Source organism: Streptomyces europaeiscabiei (genome assembly GCF_036346855.1).
Lineage (GTDB): Bacteria > Actinomycetota > Actinomycetes > Streptomycetales > Streptomycetaceae > Streptomyces > Streptomyces europaeiscabiei.
Map to the genome: position 1 here is coordinate 1745331 of NZ_CP107841.1, position 16684 is coordinate 1762014.

The 16684-nt window shown below is 71.3% G+C and carries 19 protein-coding genes; 8 read left to right on the plus strand and 11 right to left on the minus strand.

Annotation, left to right across the window (positions count from 1 at the left end; translation table 11 throughout):
• Positions 1 to 63: 63 nt before the first annotated feature.
• The 5 genes from OG858_RS07400 to OG858_RS07420 form a co-directional block, all read right to left on the minus strand.
• Positions 64 to 1644: an ABC transporter substrate-binding protein gene (locus OG858_RS07400; RefSeq protein ID WP_086749136.1), complete on the minus strand. Its 1581-nt coding sequence runs from the start codon at positions 1642 to 1644 to the stop codon at positions 64 to 66.
• A gap of 188 nt (positions 1645 to 1832) precedes the next feature.
• Positions 1833 to 2600: an SDR family oxidoreductase gene (locus OG858_RS07405; protein WP_037704819.1), complete on the minus strand. Its 768-nt coding sequence runs from the start codon at positions 2598 to 2600 to the stop codon at positions 1833 to 1835.
• 12 nt (positions 2601 to 2612) lie between these two features.
• Positions 2613 to 3374 carry a 3-oxoacyl-ACP reductase FabG gene (gene fabG / locus OG858_RS07410; protein WP_037704818.1) on the minus strand — a complete coding sequence of 254 codons (762 nt, stop codon included), beginning with the start codon at positions 3372 to 3374 and terminating at the stop codon, positions 2613 to 2615.
• Between the two features lie 175 nt (positions 3375 to 3549).
• Complete coding sequence (locus OG858_RS07415) at positions 3550 to 3960, minus strand: DUF3037 domain-containing protein (RefSeq protein ID WP_086749137.1); 411 nt, start codon at positions 3958 to 3960, stop codon at positions 3550 to 3552.
• The gene (locus OG858_RS07420) at positions 3957 to 4712 is read right to left on the minus strand and encodes a HipA family kinase (protein WP_319261834.1); all 756 of its coding nucleotides are present in this window, start codon (positions 4710 to 4712) and stop codon (positions 3957 to 3959) included. The genes OG858_RS07415 and OG858_RS07420 overlap by 4 nt, the downstream gene beginning before the upstream one ends.
• A 201-nt stretch (positions 4713 to 4913) precedes the next feature.
• On the opposite strand from OG858_RS07420, the gene OG858_RS07425 reads away from it, so the two are divergent.
• Positions 4914 to 5426, plus strand: a complete 513-nt coding sequence (locus OG858_RS07425) for a Rieske (2Fe-2S) protein (protein ID WP_319067444.1) — start codon at positions 4914 to 4916, stop codon at positions 5424 to 5426.
• Here OG858_RS07425 and OG858_RS07430 read toward each other — a convergent pair.
• Complete coding sequence (locus OG858_RS07430; protein ID WP_319261841.1) at positions 5413 to 6075, minus strand: cysteine hydrolase; 663 nt, start codon at positions 6073 to 6075, stop codon at positions 5413 to 5415. The two genes, OG858_RS07425 and OG858_RS07430, sit on opposite strands and share 14 nt — an antisense overlap.
• Positions 6076 to 6183: 108 nt before the next feature.
• Between OG858_RS07430 and OG858_RS07435 the strand changes: the two genes are divergently transcribed.
• Positions 6184 to 6651, plus strand: a complete 468-nt coding sequence (locus tag OG858_RS07435) for a pyridoxamine 5'-phosphate oxidase family protein (protein WP_046704479.1) — start codon at positions 6184 to 6186, stop codon at positions 6649 to 6651.
• A gap of 72 nt (positions 6652 to 6723) precedes the next feature.
• Here OG858_RS07435 and OG858_RS07440 read toward each other — a convergent pair whose 3' ends face one another.
• On the minus strand, positions 6724 to 7632 hold the full coding sequence (locus tag OG858_RS07440; RefSeq protein WP_319261845.1) for a LysR family transcriptional regulator: 909 nt from the start codon (positions 7630 to 7632) through the stop codon (positions 6724 to 6726).
• Positions 7633 to 7707: 75 nt separating this feature from the next.
• On the opposite strand from OG858_RS07440, the gene OG858_RS07445 reads away from it, so the two are divergent.
• The gene (locus OG858_RS07445; protein ID WP_328545032.1) at positions 7708 to 8637 is read left to right on the plus strand and encodes a DMT family transporter; all 930 of its coding nucleotides are present in this window, start codon (positions 7708 to 7710) and stop codon (positions 8635 to 8637) included.
• A gap of 16 nt (positions 8638 to 8653) precedes the next feature.
• Here OG858_RS07445 and OG858_RS07450 read toward each other — a convergent pair whose 3' ends face one another.
• Entirely contained in the window at positions 8654 to 9985 is a 1332-nt protein-coding gene (locus OG858_RS07450) for an aminotransferase class I/II-fold pyridoxal phosphate-dependent enzyme (RefSeq protein ID WP_319319864.1), read from the minus strand.
• A gap of 35 nt (positions 9986 to 10020) precedes the next feature.
• Here OG858_RS07450 and OG858_RS07455 point away from each other — a divergent pair, with 35 nt between their 5' ends.
• A complete protein-coding gene (locus OG858_RS07455) occupies positions 10021 to 10722 on the plus strand; it encodes a pyridoxamine 5'-phosphate oxidase family protein (protein ID WP_086753503.1) in 702 nt (233 codons plus the stop codon).
• A 93-nt stretch (positions 10723 to 10815) separates the two neighbouring features.
• Here the strand turns inward: OG858_RS07455 and OG858_RS07460 are convergent, their stop codons facing one another.
• Positions 10816 to 11823 (minus strand): EamA family transporter, encoded by a 1008-nt coding sequence (locus OG858_RS07460; protein ID WP_328545031.1) that lies wholly within the window; start codon positions 11821 to 11823, stop codon positions 10816 to 10818.
• Between the two features lie 75 nt (positions 11824 to 11898).
• On the minus strand, positions 11899 to 12459 hold the full coding sequence (locus OG858_RS07465) for a Clp protease N-terminal domain-containing protein (RefSeq protein ID WP_319067440.1): 561 nt from the start codon (positions 12457 to 12459) through the stop codon (positions 11899 to 11901).
• A 420-nt stretch (positions 12460 to 12879) separates the two neighbouring features.
• Here OG858_RS07465 and OG858_RS07470 point away from each other — a divergent pair, with 420 nt between their 5' ends.
• Entirely contained in the window at positions 12880 to 13308 is a 429-nt protein-coding gene (locus OG858_RS07470) for a type II toxin-antitoxin system Rv0910 family toxin (RefSeq protein ID WP_086754070.1), read from the plus strand.
• Between the two features lie 102 nt (positions 13309 to 13410).
• On the opposite strand, the gene OG858_RS07475 is transcribed toward OG858_RS07470, so the two are convergent.
• Positions 13411 to 14049, minus strand: a complete 639-nt coding sequence (locus tag OG858_RS07475) for a PadR family transcriptional regulator (protein ID WP_078935697.1) — start codon at positions 14047 to 14049, stop codon at positions 13411 to 13413.
• 110 nt (positions 14050 to 14159) lie between these two features.
• On the opposite strand from OG858_RS07475, the gene OG858_RS07480 reads away from it, so the two are divergent.
• From OG858_RS07480 to OG858_RS07490, 3 genes are all read left to right on the plus strand, one after another.
• The gene (locus OG858_RS07480; protein WP_319321026.1) at positions 14160 to 14828 is read left to right on the plus strand and encodes an HAD family hydrolase; all 669 of its coding nucleotides are present in this window, start codon (positions 14160 to 14162) and stop codon (positions 14826 to 14828) included.
• Between the two features lie 70 nt (positions 14829 to 14898).
• The gene (locus OG858_RS07485; RefSeq protein ID WP_086748974.1) at positions 14899 to 15678 is read left to right on the plus strand and encodes an SDR family NAD(P)-dependent oxidoreductase; all 780 of its coding nucleotides are present in this window, start codon (positions 14899 to 14901) and stop codon (positions 15676 to 15678) included.
• A gap of 113 nt (positions 15679 to 15791) precedes the next feature.
• Positions 15792 to 16601: a PhzF family phenazine biosynthesis protein gene (locus tag OG858_RS07490; protein ID WP_319261855.1), complete on the plus strand. Its 810-nt coding sequence runs from the start codon at positions 15792 to 15794 to the stop codon at positions 16599 to 16601.
• The last annotated feature ends 83 nt before the right edge of the window (positions 16602 to 16684 follow it).

Below are 16684 nucleotides of genomic sequence, written 5' to 3' on the forward strand. Positions count from 1 at the left end.
GCGGTCGCCGTCAGAGCACAGAACCTACCGCCGCCCACTGACAACGCGGCCCGGCACCCGGAACTACCAGCTGGTCTTCCAGGACAGCTGCCAAAGGATCATCATCGTCGCGGGGTCGATGACGTTCTCCAGGCCGGCGATCTCCTCGTTCGCGGCCGTGTACGCCTTGCCCTGCCACAGCGGGATCAGGCGGGCATCGTCCACGAGGATCTGCTGAGCCTCCTCGAACTCCTCGATGACGGCCCCACGGTCGCTCTCGGCACGTGACTCCGGGAGCAGCTTGTCCGTGATCTCGGGGGACTTGTACGGGGTGCCGAGCGCGTTCTGCTCGCCCACGAACGGGGCGATGAAGTTGTCGGCGTCGTTGAAGTCGGGGTTCCAGCCACGCCCGAAGACGGGGTACTCGCCCTTCTGGTAGCCCTCCGAGTAGGTCTTCCAAGGGCGGCTCTTCAGCTTGACCGAGAACAGGCCGGACGCCTCCAGCTGCCGCTTCAGCTCCTCGAAAGCCGGCTTGGTCTGGGAGCCGTAGCGGTCCGAGGTGTACCAGAGGGTGAGGGGAACCGTGTCGGTGATGCCGGCGTCGGTGAGAAGGGCCTTCGCCTTGGTCGCGTCGGGGGCGCCGTAGTCGTCGAAGAAGCCCGTCGTGTGGCCCACCAGACCCCTGGGGATCATGGAGTACAGCGGCTCGACGGTGTCCTTGTAGATGTTGTGGGCGAGCGCCGGGCGGTCGAGGATCTGGGCGACGGCCTTGCGGACCGCGGGGTTCTTGGCCCACGGGTCCTTGGGATTGAACACCAGGTAGCTGATCTCGGTGGTGGGGCTCTCCACGATCTGGAGCCCCTCCTCGTCGTGGTTGGCCTGGATGTCCACGATGTCCGCGGCGCCGAGACCCCGGTAGATGACCGAGATGTCCTTGTTCTTGAGGGCGCTGACCATCTTGTCCGACTGCTGGAAGTACTTGATGGTGACGGCGGAGTTCTTGCGCTCCGCGAGGCCCTTGTAGTTCTCGTTGCTGACCAGCTCGGCCGTCTTGCCCTCGTCGTAGGAGGCGAGGTCGTAGGGCCCGGAGCCGGTGATCTCCTTGCCCTCGCGGAGCTTGTCCGCGGGATACTCCTCGGGGTCCACGATCGACATCGCGGGCGTGGTGAGCACGAGGGGGAAGGTCGCGTCGGGCTGGCTGAGGTGGAAGACGACCTCGCGGTCGCCCTTCGTCTGCACCCGGGAGAGGGTCGTCAGCAGGCCCGCGGGACCGCCGTTGACGTTGATCTTCTTGATCCGGTCGAACGAGTACTTGACGGCCTTCGCGTCCAGTGTGTGCCCGTTCGAGAACTTCAGGCCCTCGCGCAGCGTGCAGCTGTATATGGTGCTGGAGCTGTCCGCGAACTCACAGCTCTCGGCCGCGTCCGGCTCGGGCTCGGTCCCGCCGGGCGAGTAGCCGAGCAGGGGCTGGAAGACGTTGCGCATCAGCTCCCAGGAGCTGTCCCAGGCCGCGGCCGGGTCCAGGGTGCTCGGCGCACTGGTGGTCCCCACCACGATGGGGTCCGCGTCGTCCGAGGCATCCGAGGAGAACACACCACACCCGGTCACCATGGATATGGACGCGATCACCGCGAGTGGCGGCAAGTATCGGTTCCGGTTGAACACGCGCATGCTCCTCGAAATGCCGTACCAAGAGTGGGCGAACGATACCGCAGGCCCCGCGAGCGGCTCCCGCTCGGCTGGCAAAGCCCTTGATCAGTCCGCTTGTGACGGCGTTGTCGAGCCCCTGTGGGGGTTGCGGACGGGCGCCGGAGACGTTCGGTGAATCGCGCACCGGCACCCGCCGTACTCTGTCAGCCCACCCCGGCGTTGAGGAAGATGCCGCCGTCGACCACGAGGGTCTGGCCGGTGATCCAGTCGGACTGCTCGGAGGTGAGGAACGCGGCGGCGCCGCCGATGTCGGAGGGCACGCCGAGCCGGCCGAGCGGGTAGGACGCCGCGGCCTCGGCCTCCCGGCCCTCGTACAGGGCCTGGGCGAACTTCGTCTTCACCACGGCGGGCGCGATCGCGTTGGCCCGCACCTTGGGCGCGTACTCGTGCGCCAGCTGCAGGGTCAGGTTGATCATGGCGGCCTTGCTGATGCCGTAGGCACCGATGAACGGCGACGCGGAGACACCGGCGACGGAGGCGATGTTGACGATCGCGCCGCCGTTGTCCTTCTGCCAGGCGTGCCACGTCCGCTGCGCGAAACCGAGGGCCGAGACGACGTTCGTCTCGAACACCTTGCGGGCCACGTTCAGGTCGAGGTCGGCGATCGGGCCGAAGACCGGGTTCGTGCCGGCGTTGTTGACCAGGAAGTCGACGCGGCCGAAGGCCTCCATCGTGCGCTCGACGGCGAGCGCCTGGTGCGCCTCGTCGTGGGCCTTGCCCGCGACAGCGATGACGCGGTCGGCGCCGAGCCGCTCGACGGCCTCCTTGAGGGCGTCCTCGCCCCGGCCCGTGATGCACACCCGGTCGCCGCGCGCGACGAGGGCCTCGGCGATGCCGTAGCCGATGCCGCGGCTGGCGCCGGTGATGAGGGCGACCTTGCCCGAAAGCTCGGGGAGTTCCACCGAAGTCATTTTCCCGATCCCCTAGTTGAGCGGTCCGCCGGCGACGTACAGCACCTGGCCGGAGACGAATCCGGCGTCCTCGCCCGTGAAGTAGGCGATGGCGCCGGCGATGTCCTCGGGCCGGCCCACGCGCTGCACGGGGATCTGGGTGGCGGCCGCGGCCTGGAACTCCTCGAAGCCCATGCCCACGCGGGCGGCGGTGGCGGCGGTCATGTCGGTGACGATGAAGCCGGGCGCGACGGCGTTGGCCGTGACGCCGAACTTGCCGAGCTCGATGGCGAGGGTCTTGGTGAAGCCCTGCAGACCGGCCTTGGCGGCGGAGTAGTTGGCCTGGCCCCGGTTGCCGAGCGCGGACGACGAGGACAGGTTGACGATCCGGCCGAACTTGGCCTCCACCATGTACTTCTGGACGGCCTTGGCCATCAGGAAGGCGCCGCGCAGGTGCACGTTCATGACCGTGTCCCAGTCGGACACGCCCATCTTGAACAGCAGGTTGTCGCGGAGCACGCCCGCGTTGTTCACCAGGATCGTCGGGGCGCCCAGCTCCTCGGCGATCCGGGTGACGGCTGCCTCGACCTGGGCCTCGTCGGAGACGTCGCAGCCGACCGCGAGCGCCTTGCCGCCGGCGGCGGTGATCTTCTCCACGGTGTCCTTGCACGCGGCCTCGTCGAGGTCGATCACCGCGACGGCACGGCCCTCGGCGGCCAGTCGTACGGCGGTCGCGGCACCGATGCCGCGCGCGCCACCGGTGACCACGGCGACACGCTGCTCAGTGGTGGACATTGCTGGTTCTCCTCGCCTTTGGGATGCGGCTCCTACGGCGCCCCCCGCTGGGTGAGCGACCGCTTAGTACCTTCAGCACACGTGACGCTAGAAGTCCTGGCACCCGGTGTCAACGTTCCACCAGGTGTGATCCCTTACGTCGGCCCCCGACCGGGGACCGCCGCACACCGGTCCGTCACTTCACCAGCAGAGCGAGCAGCCGTTCTGCCTCCGCCCCCGGATCCGCCGTGAGCCCAGTGTGCACGGGTCCCGCCTGCACGACCGTGGAACGCGGCGCGACAAGCCACCGGAACCGCCGTCCGGCGTCGTCCCGGGCCGCCTGCCCGGCCGCCTCTCCCCCGGCGCACACGCCCTCGACGGCGCGCAGAGCGGCGCGTACGCCCGCCACGTCCGCCCCGGGGTCGAGGGTGAGCAGCTTGGCCTCGTCGAGATGCGTCCGGGCCGCCACGAGGGCGCGGGAGCGGCTGTACACGAGGACGCCCGCGTTGAAGCACTCGCCACGCTCGATCCGGGGCACGATCCGCAGCAGCGCGTATTCGTAGACGTCCTGCCCGGTCGCCCCGGTCCCCAGGAAGCGGTCGCTCACTTGATCCCCTCGATGCGTTCGTGAATGTCGGCGGAACGAGCGAGCAGCGGCTGCGCGTAGGCCCGTCGCAGCGCGTCCGGCGTCTCGAAGCCGGGCTCGTCTTCCAGCCAGACGTCGGGGATCTCGGCCGTCACCTCGGCGAGCAGTTCCTCGGTGACCAGGGGCGCGAGGTCGGCGGCGGCCGCGGCGACATCGGGGGCGAAGCGTGCCAGGGCGTGGTCGGCGGCGGTGTACGGCTTGGCGGCGGAGGTGTGGGCGCCCGGCCAGTGGTGGTGCCAGATCATGGTGGCGCCGTGGTCGATGAGCCACAGCTCGCCGTGCCACATCAGCAGGTTCGGGTTGCGCCAGGAGCGGTCGACGTTGTTGATCAGCGCGTCGAACCAGACGATCCGCCCGGCCTCCTCGGGGCTCACCTCGAAGGCGAGCGGGTCGAAGCCGAGGGCACGGGTCAGGAAGTCCATGCCCAGGTTGGTGCCGCCACTGGACTTGATCAGCTCCTGCACCTGCTCGTCGGGCTCGCCGAGCCCCAGGACGGGGTCGAGGTCGACGGTGACGAGGTCGGGCACACGCAGCCCGAGCCGTCGGGCCAGCTCACCGCAGACGACCTCGGCGACAAGCGTCTTACGGCCCTGACCTGCTCCGGTGAACTTCAGGACGTACGTTCCGCGGTCGTCGGCCTCGACGAGACCGGGCAACGAACCGCCTTCTCGCAACGGCGCGATGTACCGGGTCGCGCTGACTTCCTTGAGCATCGCCCCAGGTTACCGGCGTGCCGGAAGCCCCCGGACGCGACCCGTCCGCCGTCTCCGTCGACCGACAGCATTCGGACAGCTGCTTTTGACGCCGCCGTGATCCCGGACAGGCCAAGATGTGCACCCTGTCTGAACGTTCAAGCACGGGCCCGCCGTATCCATGGGCGAAAGTGCAAAGCCATCTCGGGAGGAACCGTCAGCATGACCAGCGAAACGATCAAACCCGCTTCGATTCCGGGCCGCCGCACCGTCATGGCGGCGGCCGGCGTGGCGGGACTCGCCGTCGCGCTGACCGCGTGCGGGTCGGGGGACGACTCCTCGACCTCGACGTCGAACTCGTCCGGTTCCGGGGCCGGCGGCGACGCGAGCAGCGACTCGACCGCCGAGGCCGGCAGCGGCAGCGCGAGTGGTGGCGACGGCGCGGGCGGCACGGCGATAGCCAAGACCTCGGACATCCCCGAGGGCGGCGGCAAGATCTTCGAGAGCGAGGGTGTCGTCATCACCCAGCCGGAGGCGGGCCAGTACAAGGCGTTCTCCTCCGTGTGCACCCACTCGGGATGTGCCGTGAAGACGATCGCCGACGGCGTGATCAACTGCCCCTGTCACAACAGCAACTTCTCGATCGTCGACGGCAGCGTGAAGAGCGGCCCGGCCCCGAAGCCGCTGCCGGCCAAGGAAGTCAGCGTCTCGGGTGATTCGATCACGCTGGCCTGACCTTCGTCAGGCACGCCAGCACCTCGTCCGTGGTCGCGACCGTGGCGACCAGCGCGAGGGTGTGGCGGATCATCGCGGGGGTGTAATCGGCAGGCACCCCCGCGATGGCGTCCCCGGGCACGACGACGCCGTAGCCGAGGTTCACCGCGTCGAACACGGCGTTGGGCACGGCCACGTTGGCCGAGACACCGGTGACGATCAGCGTGCGGCACCCCAGATTGCGCAGCAGCGCATCCACGTCGGTGCCCGCCAGCGGGGACAGCCCGTGCAGCCGCCGTACGACCAGATCCTCGTCGGCGACCTCGATGGGCGGCGCCACGCGTACGGCCGCGGTGCCCGTCAACTGCCGTACGGGCAGCCGTTCCGCCGCGCGGAACAGGCGGGCGTTGTGATTGGCGCCCCGCCCGTCGGGCCGCCGCTCGGCGACGGCGTGCATGACCTGCACCCCGCTCCCGTGGGCCGCGGCGACCAGCCGGGCCACGTTGTCGAGGGCCCCCGACGACCGCGCCTCGCGGGCCAGTTCGGGCAGTGCGCCGTCCGGTCCGACGACACCCTGCTGACACTCGACGGTGAGCAGGACGGTGGTGGCCGGATCGAGAAGCCCGCCCAGCTCCCACTGTCTCTTCGACTCACTCGCGTACGACGGCATGACGTTCCCCTTGTCGTCGGCGATCGGGCGGGCGAGCGTAACGCCCCTTGCACATGGACGGAAGACGGCCGATGCTCATCTGACGCCACGTCAGCGGAGGGGATCGGGATGACCGTCACGCAGCGCCGAGGCCGGAAGATCATGATGGAGCCGGCCGAACTGGACGAGTTCCTGAGCGCCCAGCGGACCTGCCGGGTCGCGACGGTCTCGTCCGACGGGGCCCCGCACATCAGCCCGCTCTGGTTCGTCTGGGACGGCACCTCGCTCTGGCTCTACTCGATCACCCGCAGCAAACGCTGGTCCGCGCTGCGCCGCGATCCGCGCGTCGCCGTCGCGGTCGACGCGGGCGAGGAGTACGGCGAACTGCGCGGCGCCGAACTGTCCGGCACCGTCGAGTTCGTCGGTGAGGCACCGCGCACGGGCGAGCCGGTGCCCGAACTCGTCGAGGTGGAGCGGCTGTTCGCCCGCAAGAACTTCGGCATCGACGAGATGCCCCACGACGGCAGGCACGCCTGGCTGCGGCTGACACCGGACGCGATCGCGTCCTGGGACTTCCGCAAGATGGGTTCGCTGTAGCTCAGCCCGGTCCGCGAGCACGGGAACAACCGTGGGATCAGCCCGGTCCGCGAGCACGGGAACAGGCGCGGCTCAGCCGGCCCCGCACGCGGACCCCGCCGCCGTCAGTGCCTCGACCGCCGCTCTGATCGACGGCCGCCGGTCGGCGTCCGCGCGCCACACCGCGTAGACGCTGCGGTGGACCCGGTGGCGCACCGGCACGGTCCGCATCCCGGCCGGCATCGGGTCGCGGCCGAGCCGGGGCGCGATGCAGACACCCAACCCGGCCGCGACCAGAGCGAGTTGAGTGTGGTGCTCACCGGCCCGGTGGGCGATCCGGGGCTCGATACCATGGGCGCGCAGCGTGTAGAGCAGCCACTCATGGCAGAACTCGCCCTCGGGCCAGGCGACCCACGACTCCTCCGCCAGCTCCCGCAGGTCGATCTCGTCGCGCCCGGCGAGCGGGTGGTCCTCGGGCAGCGCCACCTCCACGGGGTCGTCGAGGATCGCGGCCCTAGCCAGCCCCTCGGGCACGGGCAGCGGCTTGTTGTACCAGTCGAGGACGACGGCCAGGTCGACGTCTCCGCGGATCACCGCGTTGATCGCGAGTTCGGGCTCCAGCTCCCGTGAGCGCACTCGCAGCGCCGGGTGGTCGTCCCGCAGCGCGCGGAAGACCGCGGGAAACAGTCCCCGGACGGCCGTGGGGAACGCGGCCAGCCGCAGCTCGCCGACGACCTGCCCCCGCTGCGCCTCCAGGTCCGCCTGCGCCAGCTCGACCTGCGACAGAATGCGCGCGGCATGGTCGGCGAGCAGCCGCCCAGCGTCGGTGAGGCGCACGCCCCGCCCGTTCTTGACGAGGATCCGCTGCCCGACCTCCCGCTCCAGCTTGGCCATCTGCTGCGAGACGGCCGAGGTCGTCACATGCAGCCCCTCGGCCGCCCTGCTGACCGAGCCGTGCCGGGCGAGGGCGTCGAGGGTGCGCAGGCGCTCCAGATTCAACATGTAAGCGATACTACGAGATTCAGCTCATGAATTCTCGCTTGTGCTACAAGATTGATCGGCGCCATCGTTGTGGGCATGACCACCGCCGCGCCCACCAGAGCTTCCGCCCCCACCCCCGAACGCACACACGGCACCGTCGACTGGCGCCTGCGTTTCGCCTTCCTCTCCCTCGTCTGGGGCTTCAGCTTTCTCCTGATCAAGGTGGGCACGGGGGCGTACGCACCCTTCCAGGTCACCTTCGGACGGCTGCTGTTCGGCACGCTGGTCCTCGCGGCGGCGATGGCGGTGAAGCGGGAGCGGCTGCCGCGCGGTGCCCGCGTCTGGGGCCACCTCACGGTGGCGGCCCTTCTCCTCAACGCACTGCCGTTCTCCCTCTTCGCCTACGCGGAGCTGACCGTCCCGTCCACACTGGCGGGCATCTGCAACGCGACCTCACCCCTGTGGGGCATGGCCCTCTCCCTGGTCGCACTCTCGGAGGACCGCCCCACGCGGGTGCGGGTCGCCGGTCTCGGCCTCGGTTTCCTCGGTGTGCTCACCGTGCTCGGCGCCTGGCAGGGCTTCAGCGGCCTGGACGCGAGGGGCACCACGATGGCCCTGCTGGCCTCCCTCAGCTATCCGATCGGCTGGATCTACGTCCGCCGCACCCTGGCCGGCACCACCGTGTCGCACCTCTCCCTCACCGGCGCCCAGCTCCTGCTGGCCACCGCCCAACTGGCCATCGTCACGCCGCTGTTCACGACCCTGCCGAGCAGTTTCCCGATCCTGCCCCTGCTGGCGGTCGTCGCGCTGGGCGCCCTCGGCACGGGTGTGGCCATGCTCGTCCAGTACGGCCTCGTCTCCGAGGTCGGCCCGACGACCGCCCAGATGGTCACCTACTTCATCCCCGTGATCGCCACGGCGGCCGGCGTCACGCTCCTCGGCGAGCCCCTGGCCTGGTCGACCCCGGTCGGCGCGGCGATCGTCCTGGCGGGAGCGGCCCTGACGCAGGCCCGGCCGCGCACCTGAGCCGACGCGGGTGACGTCACACATACCCGCCGCCCGCCCCCGGCCCGACCGCCGAGGCCACCGCGTCCGCCACCCTCCCGATCTCCTCCTCGGTGAGGGTGGAGACCGTGATCCGGATCCCCTGCGGAGCGCTCATCCGGAAGCGGGCGCCGGGTGCGACGGCCCAGCCGGCGTGCAGCAGCCGGGCGACCGCGCCGGTCTCGTCCGGGACCCGGATCCACACGTTCATCCCGCTGACCCCGTGCGCCTCGACCCCGCGCCGCGCGAGGGCGCCGATCAGCGCGTCCCGCCGCCGCCCGTACGCCGCCGCCACGGCCGCGGCGTCCACCGCGCCGCCGGACCACAGCCGGACTACGGCCCGTTGCACCAGCCGGCTCACCCAGCCCGGCCCCAGCCGCTGCCGTCCCCGCACCCGGTCGACGGTGACGGCGTCCCCGGTGAGCACCGCGAGCCGCAGGTCGGGGCCGTACGCCTTGGCGACCGACCGCACGAAGGCCCAGCTGCGGGTGGTCCCGGCCAACGGGTACAGGGGCTGGTCGACGATCCGGTAGCCGTGGTCGTCCTCGATGAGCAGGGTCTCGGGATGCTTCTTCAGCACGGACCGCAGGGCACGCGCGCGTGCGGCGCTCACGGCCGCGCCGGTCGGGTTCTGTGCCCGGTCGGTGACGATCAGGGCCCGCGCGCCGGCCTCCAGCGCCTTGCGTACGTCGTCGGCGAGCGGCCCTTCGTCGTCGACCCCGACCGGCACGACCCGCAGTCCGAGCGCCGGGGCGAGGTCGAGCACGCTGCCCCACCCGGGGTCCTCGACGGCGACGGCGTCCCCGGGTTTGAGGTGGGCGGCCAGGACCCGTTCGATGGCGTCGAGCGACCCGGAGGTGATGGTGACCGGCCCGTCCGGGACCCCGTCGGCGTCCAGGTCGGCCCGCGCGATCCGCGCCAACTCGGGCTCCACGGCCCCCGACCCGTACAGCACCGGCTCACGATCCCCCTGCTCGGCAGCCGCCGCGAACACCTCCGCGAGGCGCGGCAGCAACGTCGTGTCGGGATTGCCGTCGGCGAGGTCGCGCACGCCCTGCGGTACCTCGACCCGGATGTACTCGCGCCCCGTCGTCGCCGGCCGGGGCCGCACACGGCTCCCCCGCCGCCCGGCGGTCTCGATGACCCCGCGCTCGCGCAGGGTGCGATAGGCGGCCGCGACGGTATTCGGATTCACCCCCAGCCGATCGGCCAACTCCCGCATGGGAGGGAGTAGTTGACCGGGCTCCAGCTCGCCCGCGCCGACCGCCCGCTCGACGCTCGCCGCAATTTCCGCCGCGCGTCGACCTGTCACCGTGTATTCTCCTAGCACAAAGAAGATTATGCACTAGTGCAATGGAGAGCGCAATGACGGGGCCCGAGCAGTCGACGACACCGCAGCCGACGACACCACCTCCCGCCGCCTACACCCCCACCGACCGCACCGTCCCCACCCGGGGCGCACAGAAGGCCTCGTACGACAGGGATCTGGTGCACTCGATACTCGACGAGGGGTACGTCTGCCATCTCGGCTTCGTCCGCGACGGCGCCCCGGTGGTGCTGCCCACGTTGTACGGCCGGGTCGGCGAGACGCTCTACGTGCACGGTTCGACGGGCTCGCGCCCGCTGCGGATGACGGGCCAGGCCGACCCGGGCCTGCCGGTGTGCGTGACGGTGACGCATGTGGACGCGCTGATCCTGGCCCGCTCCGCCTTCCACCACTCGATCAACTACCGGTCGGTCGTGGTGCACGGCACCGCCCACCAGGTCACCGACCCTCAGGAGCGGCGGATCGCCCTGGACGCCCTCGTCGACCATGTCGTTCCGGGCCGCTCGGGGGACTCCCGGCCGGCCAACGCCAAGGAGTTCGCGGCCACCGCCGTGATCCGCCTCGACCTGAACGAGGTCTCCGCCAAGATCCGCACCGGCGGCGTCAACGACGAACCCGAGGACCTCGCCCTCCCCCACTGGGCCGGCGTCGTCCCTCTCCGCAAGGGCTACGAGACCCCGGTCCCGGACCCCGGCCTGACCCCCGGCACCGAACTCCCGGACTACCTCAGGACCCTGTAGCTTTCGGCGAACCCGCGCCCTGAAGGGGTGCGGGGAACGACGCGGGCAACCACACACGACCCGTGGTCCGCGGACCACGAAGCCCGCACGACGTCACCGCCCCCGCCCCACCGACAGCTCCGGTTCGACCCCCTCCCCACCGGACGCCGCCGGCCGCGCCGAACTCCTCCCCGGCGCGGACCGCTGCGCGACGAACGCCCCGGCCAGCACCACCACCCCACCCACGATCTGCGGCGCCGACAGATGCTCCCCCAGCAGCACCCACGCGAGCACGGTCGCGACCACCGCCTCCAGACACCCCACGACCCCCGCCACCTGCGGAGACAACCGCCGCACGGCCACCACCCCGGTGACGTACGCGACCACCGTGGCGATCAGCACCACCCACCCGAGCAACAGCCACGCCGGAACAGCCGTCCCGTCCATCCACGCGGCGCCCCCCAGCACCGCCCAGTCCATCCCCCACGGCCGGGCCACCACCGTCAGCGCCACCGCGCCCACCAGCGACCCGTAGGCGATGACCCCGAGCGGATCCGGCGCCTCCACCCCCGCGTCGCTCCCCTGGTCGGACAGCACGAAGTACCCGGCCTGACAACAGGCGGCCCCGAGCGCGAGCAGCAACCCCAGCGGGTCGAAGCCGAGCCCCGACCAGATCTCGACGACACAGGCGAGGCCGCCGACCGCGAGCACGACCCCGACCGCAGCGGCCCGCGTCACCGGTCGCCGCTGCACGAACCGCACCCAGCCGAGGACGATGGCCGGCCCGAGGTACTCCACGAGGAGGGCGACGCCGACGGGGATACGGGAGATCGAGGCGAAGTAGAAGGCCTGCACACCGGCCACGGCGAACAGCCCGAACCCCACGAGCAGCACGGGCCGCCGACGCACCAGATCCCGGTGGCGCACGGCCAGCGGCAGCATCACGAGCGCGGCGCCGACGACCCGCAGCCACACCACGTGCAGCGGGTCGAGCCCCGCCTCGATGAGCGGCTTGGCCGCGGTGCCCGATCCACCGAAGGCGACCGCGGACCCGAGCGCGAGCACCAGCCCGACACCGCGCCCGCGCTGCCCCTGACTCCCCTGAGACGTATCCACCGGCACATGATGGCAGTCGACGACAGGAGCGTCACCCCCGATGACACCTGTCTCGCCCGTTGGACCTCCGAGGGGTGCGCCTCAACGACCCCCGTCCCCGGTCACCACCCACCCCTCGACCCGGTCCTCGCCCGCCCCCGCGATCCGCCGCGCCACCGCTCCCCCGTCGACACCCACGTTGCCCAGCACCTCCACGGCCCGTGACCCGGTGGCCGCGACGAGGACCGCGAGCAGATCGACACCCTGGGCCGACCCGTCGCCCCGCCGCACGGCACGGTCGTACGCCTGCGTCATCGCCCGAGCCGCCACGGGCGACCAGCCGGGCGTGCCCTGCATCCCCGGGACGACGCCGGCGTCCTCGACACCGATCTGCCAGCGCAGCCCGTATCCGATGCTGCGCTGCACCAGATAGCCGAGCAGGCGGGCGACCTGCGGGCCGTCGAAGACGGCACGGACCTCGGGGTCCGACTCCACGAGCGAGTGCAGCAGATGGGCGGTGTCGATCTGCCGGTCGCCGTCGCGGAGGGCCCGTCTGCGCGCACCGGCGAGCACCGAGGCCAGCTCGTCCGTGAGCCTGCCTTCGATCTCCACGTGGTCCGGACCATGGTCTACGGCCGACTGCCGGGGGATACGGGGTAGCACGCCCTCCACCTCATCAGTCCCACCGCCCCCGGGTCATCCACGAAAGGAACCATCTTCGCGTCCGACACAGGTTGCGTAGGGAGGAGCCGCTCCTCCTCCCTACGGATGAGATCCGGCCGCCGCGCTTGAGGGGCGCACGTTTCCTTGCCCAGCGCCTGGCACGCAACCACATCGCGCCGGCGCTCGTCCCCGACCGCATGGAATGCGGGTGCCGACCGGTGGTCCTGCCTGCGATCGACGGCAGGCAGTACGCCTACCGGGTGTACGCCCCCTCCCCGCAACGCACTGCCCGCCGACCGGACCGGCCGGGGCCCACCCGTACCGGCCGGGGCCGATACCTGACGGTTCATCAGTATTGAATGTTCCGGGCCCCGGGGCTACGTTCCGCGGCACCACCGTCCGAGACGAAGGGGTTGTCGCATGGCCGATGTCAGCGCGGAGGCACGCATCGAGGCGCCCGCCGAGCAGGTCTGGGCCCGGCTCGTCGACTGGTCCGCGTACGGCGAGTGGAACACGACCCACACCGGCTTCCCGAAGGGCGGCCCGAAGGCCCTCGAGGTGGGCGGCACCTTCCAGGAGAACCTGAAGCTCATGGGCTTCCCGGCGGAGGTCGAGTGGACCATCGCCGAACTGGAACCCGCCCGCACCCTGACCATCCGCGGCAAGGGCCCGATGGCCGTGGACCTCGCCACCCGCTACACCCTCACCCCCGACGGCGACGCCACCACGGTCCGTATCGACGGCCGGTTCACCGGCGCCGCCGTCTCCCTGATGGCGGGCAAGCTCAGGGACTCCGCCACGGCAGCGCTCGACGAATCCCTGCGCAAGCTGGGCGGCCTCGTGACCTGACCGCACGCCCGGCCGTACCGCTCACGCGCCCCGCGCACGTGAGAGCGCCCCGCGGAAATCTCCGCGGGGCGCTCTCACGCACGTATCACCCACGCACCGCCGTCAGTCCTCGTCGGCGAGGATCAGGTACAGCTTCTTGCGGGCTTCGTTGATCACCGTCAGCGCCTTGTCGCGCTGATCCTTGTCGCCGGTCTTCCAGACCTGGCCGAACGCCTCCATCAGACCGAACCCGGCCTGTCGGATCTCGCTCAGCGCCTCCCAGTCGACCCCGCGCGAGGCCTCTTCCCAGGGGGCCTCGGGCCCCTCCTCGGCCGCGGTACGACCGGCCTCGGTCAGCGAGAACAGCTTCTTGCCGCCCTCGGACGCACTGGCGATCAGCCCCTCGTCCTCCAACAACTGGAGGGTGGGGTACACCGAGCCGGGGCTGGGCTTCCACGCCCCGCCGCTGCGCTCGGCGATCTCCTGGATCATCTCGTAGCCGTGCATGGGCCTGTCCTTGAGGAGGGCCAGGATCGACGCGCGTACGTCGCCCCGCCGCGCCCTTCCCCTGGGTCCGCCTCGGCCGCGCCCACCCCAGGGGCCGCCACCGAAGGGTCCGAACGGCCCGGGACCACCATGGCCCGGCCCGAAGGGCCCGAAGGCGGCGCGCAGCGCCTCGGCGTCACCTCGGCCGCGGGGGTTCTCCCCACCACGGCGTCCATGTCCACGCTCGAATCCGAAGTCCTGTCCACGGGAACGCATCGCAATCACTCCATTCCATCGTTGATCTGTCGCGATGCCTCAACGATATATCGGGACCTGTCGTCTGGCAACCCTCGTTCTCGGAATGCCGTCGTGATCTACTGCCGCGCATGCCCTTGTTGCTGCTCGACCTGGACAACACCCTGATCGACCGCGACGCGGCCTTCCGAGACGCCGCGGCCGCCTTCCTCTCCGCGCAGGGCCTGCCCGACACCGACCTGCCTTGGGTGACGACTGTCGACGCCGGCGGCTACACCCCTCGTCACGAGGTCGCCGCCGCCCTGGCCGACCGCTACGGAAGCGCTGTACCACCCTCCGCCGTCCGCGCCCTGCTCGACACCGGCGCCGCCGACCGCGTGGTCCTGGCGCCGGCAGCCCGCGAGGCACTGCACAGAGCGCGGGCCGACGGCTGGACCTGCGTGATCGTCACCAACGGCCGGACCGTCCAGCAGGAGACGAAGATCCACAACACCGGACTCGACCGGCTCGTGCAGGGCTGGGTGGTCTCCGAAGCCATCGGCCGCAAGAAGCCGGACCCGGAGATCTTCCACGCCGCGGCCGCCACCGTCGGCCTTCCCCTGACCGGCGCATGGGTCATCGGCGACTCGCCGCACGCCGACATCGCGGGCGCCGACGCACTCGGCCTGCGCAGCGCGTGGGTGGCGAACGGCCGCGCCTGGAACGAGGACTCCTACCGGCCCACCCATGTCGCAGCCGACATCACCTCCGCGATGGACCACGTCATCAGCACCACGAACCGATCGGACCGGCCGGGGTGACCCGGCCGGGACCGTGATGCGGCGTTCCCCCGCGCACCATCGCCGTCGACGCGCCCCCTAGGGTGCTGAAATGATCTCCAACAGCTACCTCTCCGAACTGTTCTCGCTGGACGGCCGGGTCGCCGTGGTGACAGGCGGCAGCTCCGGCATCGGCAGGGCCATCAGCACGGCTCTGGCACGGGCTGGGGCGAGCGTGGTGATCGTCGCGCGCAGGGAGGCGGAGCTGACGGCCACGGTCGACGAGCTGACGGCGGTCGGCTGCCGGGCGGCCTGGGTGAGCGGCGATCTGAGCACCCGGGCCGGCGTCCGCGCGGCGGCCGAGCAGGCGGCCGAAGCGTTCGGCGAACCCGACATCCTCGTCAACAGCGCCGGCATCAACCTGCGTCCGCCGATGAGCGAACTGGGTGAGGACGTGTGGGACACCACCATGGCCGTGAACCTGGACGCGCCCTTCCTGCTGGGCCGGCGCTTCGGCCCCGGCATGGCCGAGCGGGGCTACGGACGCATCATCCACATCACCTCCCAGCAGGCACACCGGGCGTTCGTCCGCAGCGGCGCGTACGGCGTGTCCAAGGGCGCCCTTGAGTCACTGGCCCGCTCGCAGGCCGAGGAGTGGTCGCCCCACGGCGTCACCTGCAACACCCTGGTCCCCGGCTTCGTCCCGACCCCGCTCAACACGCGGCTGTCGTCCGACCCGGAGAAGGTGGCCGCCCTCGCCGCGCGCACCCTGGCCGGACGCAACGGCCTGGCCGACGACTTCGCCGGAGCCGCGGTGTTCCTGGCCGGCCGCTCCGCCGGCTACATCACCGGACAGTCGGTCTTCGTCGACGGCGGTTTCTCCGTCCACTAGCGCGCCGCCCCGGGGCCAACCGGCGCCCGCCCTTCGAGTGGCACCCGAAAACCGGTCCACCCTTCTGGAATTGGCCTTGGCCCGCCGCTTCACCGACCGCCTAGCGTCGTCCCATGCGCATTCGTATCGTCGACGCCTTCACCGACCGTCCCTTCTCCGGCAACCCCGCCGGAGTCCTGCTCCTCGACGCCTTCCCGGACGACGCCTGGCTGCAGAACGTGGCCAAGGAGGTCAACCACGCCGAGACCGCGTTCGCCCATCCACTCCCCGAGGGCGGCGAGGCCGACTGGGCGCTGCGCTGGTTCACGCCGGTCGCCGAGGTGGCGATGTGCGGCCACGCCACACTGGCCACCGCACATGTCCTGAACAGCACGAACACCCATGAGGGCCCGGTGCGGTTCGCGACGCGCAGCGGTGTCCTCATCGCCACGCCCCGGCCGGACGGCTCCCTCACCCTCGACTTCCCCACCGCGCCCCTCACCTCGGTCGCCGTCCCGGAGGGCGTCGCCGAGGCTCTCGGCGCCGAGCCGCTGAGTGCCGTCGACACCGGCCCGAACGTGGGCGACCTGCTGGTCGAGCTCGCCGACGAGAAGACGGTCCTGGGTCTCGCCCCCGACCTGCGCACCCTCGGCCGCTACTCCGAGCGCGGCATCATCGCCACCGCCCGCGCCGCGGACCCCGCCGCCGGCCACGACTACGTCTCGCGCTGCTTCTTCCCCAACCTCGGCATCGACGAGGACCCGGTCACGGGCAGCGCCCACACCGCCCTCGCCCCCTTCTGGTCGGAACGCCTGGGCAGCCCGGACCTCACCGGCCTGCAGGCCTCCCCCCGCTCCGGCCTCGTCCGCACGGAACTCCGCGGCGACCGCACCCTGCTCTCCGGCCGCGCGGTCACGGTCATCGACGGCGAACTCCACGCATGACCGACCGGCCCGGACCGCCCGACCCAAGCCCGAGCAGCCGTCCCTGATCGCGGGGCCCGACCCCGACCAACCCACCCTGACGC

What these genes read in the sequence shown, in the direction of transcription:
- OG858_RS07405 (WP_037704819.1), bottom strand. Translation starts at nt 2,600, where the DNA reads ATGACTTCGGTGGAACTCCCCGAGCTTTCGGGCAAGGTCGCCCTCATC.
- fabG (WP_037704818.1), bottom strand. Translation starts at nt 3,374, where the DNA reads ATGTCCACCACTGAGCAGCGTGTCGCCGTGGTCACCGGTGGCGCGCGC.
- OG858_RS07420 (WP_319261834.1), bottom strand. Translation starts at nt 4,712, where the DNA reads ATGCTCAAGGAAGTCAGCGCGACCCGGTACATCGCGCCGTTGCGAGAA.
- OG858_RS07425 (WP_319067444.1), top strand. Translation starts at nt 4,914, where the DNA reads ATGACCAGCGAAACGATCAAACCCGCTTCGATTCCGGGCCGCCGCACC.
- OG858_RS07430 (WP_319261841.1), bottom strand. Translation starts at nt 6,075, where the DNA reads ATGCCGTCGTACGCGAGTGAGTCGAAGAGACAGTGGGAGCTGGGCGGG.
- OG858_RS07435 (WP_046704479.1), top strand. Translation starts at nt 6,184, where the DNA reads ATGACCGTCACGCAGCGCCGAGGCCGGAAGATCATGATGGAGCCGGCC.
- OG858_RS07440 (WP_319261845.1), bottom strand. Translation starts at nt 7,632, where the DNA reads ATGTTGAATCTGGAGCGCCTGCGCACCCTCGACGCCCTCGCCCGGCAC.
- OG858_RS07445 (WP_328545032.1), top strand. Translation starts at nt 7,708, where the DNA reads ATGACCACCGCCGCGCCCACCAGAGCTTCCGCCCCCACCCCCGAACGC.
- OG858_RS07455 (WP_086753503.1), top strand. Translation starts at nt 10,021, where the DNA reads ATGACGGGGCCCGAGCAGTCGACGACACCGCAGCCGACGACACCACCT.
- OG858_RS07470 (WP_086754070.1), top strand. Translation starts at nt 12,880, where the DNA reads ATGGCCGATGTCAGCGCGGAGGCACGCATCGAGGCGCCCGCCGAGCAG.
- OG858_RS07475 (WP_078935697.1), bottom strand. Translation starts at nt 14,049, where the DNA reads ATGCGTTCCCGTGGACAGGACTTCGGATTCGAGCGTGGACATGGACGC.
- OG858_RS07480 (WP_319321026.1), top strand. Translation starts at nt 14,160, where the DNA reads ATGCCCTTGTTGCTGCTCGACCTGGACAACACCCTGATCGACCGCGAC.
- OG858_RS07485 (WP_086748974.1), top strand. Translation starts at nt 14,899, where the DNA reads ATGATCTCCAACAGCTACCTCTCCGAACTGTTCTCGCTGGACGGCCGG.
- OG858_RS07490 (WP_319261855.1), top strand. Translation starts at nt 15,792, where the DNA reads ATGCGCATTCGTATCGTCGACGCCTTCACCGACCGTCCCTTCTCCGGC.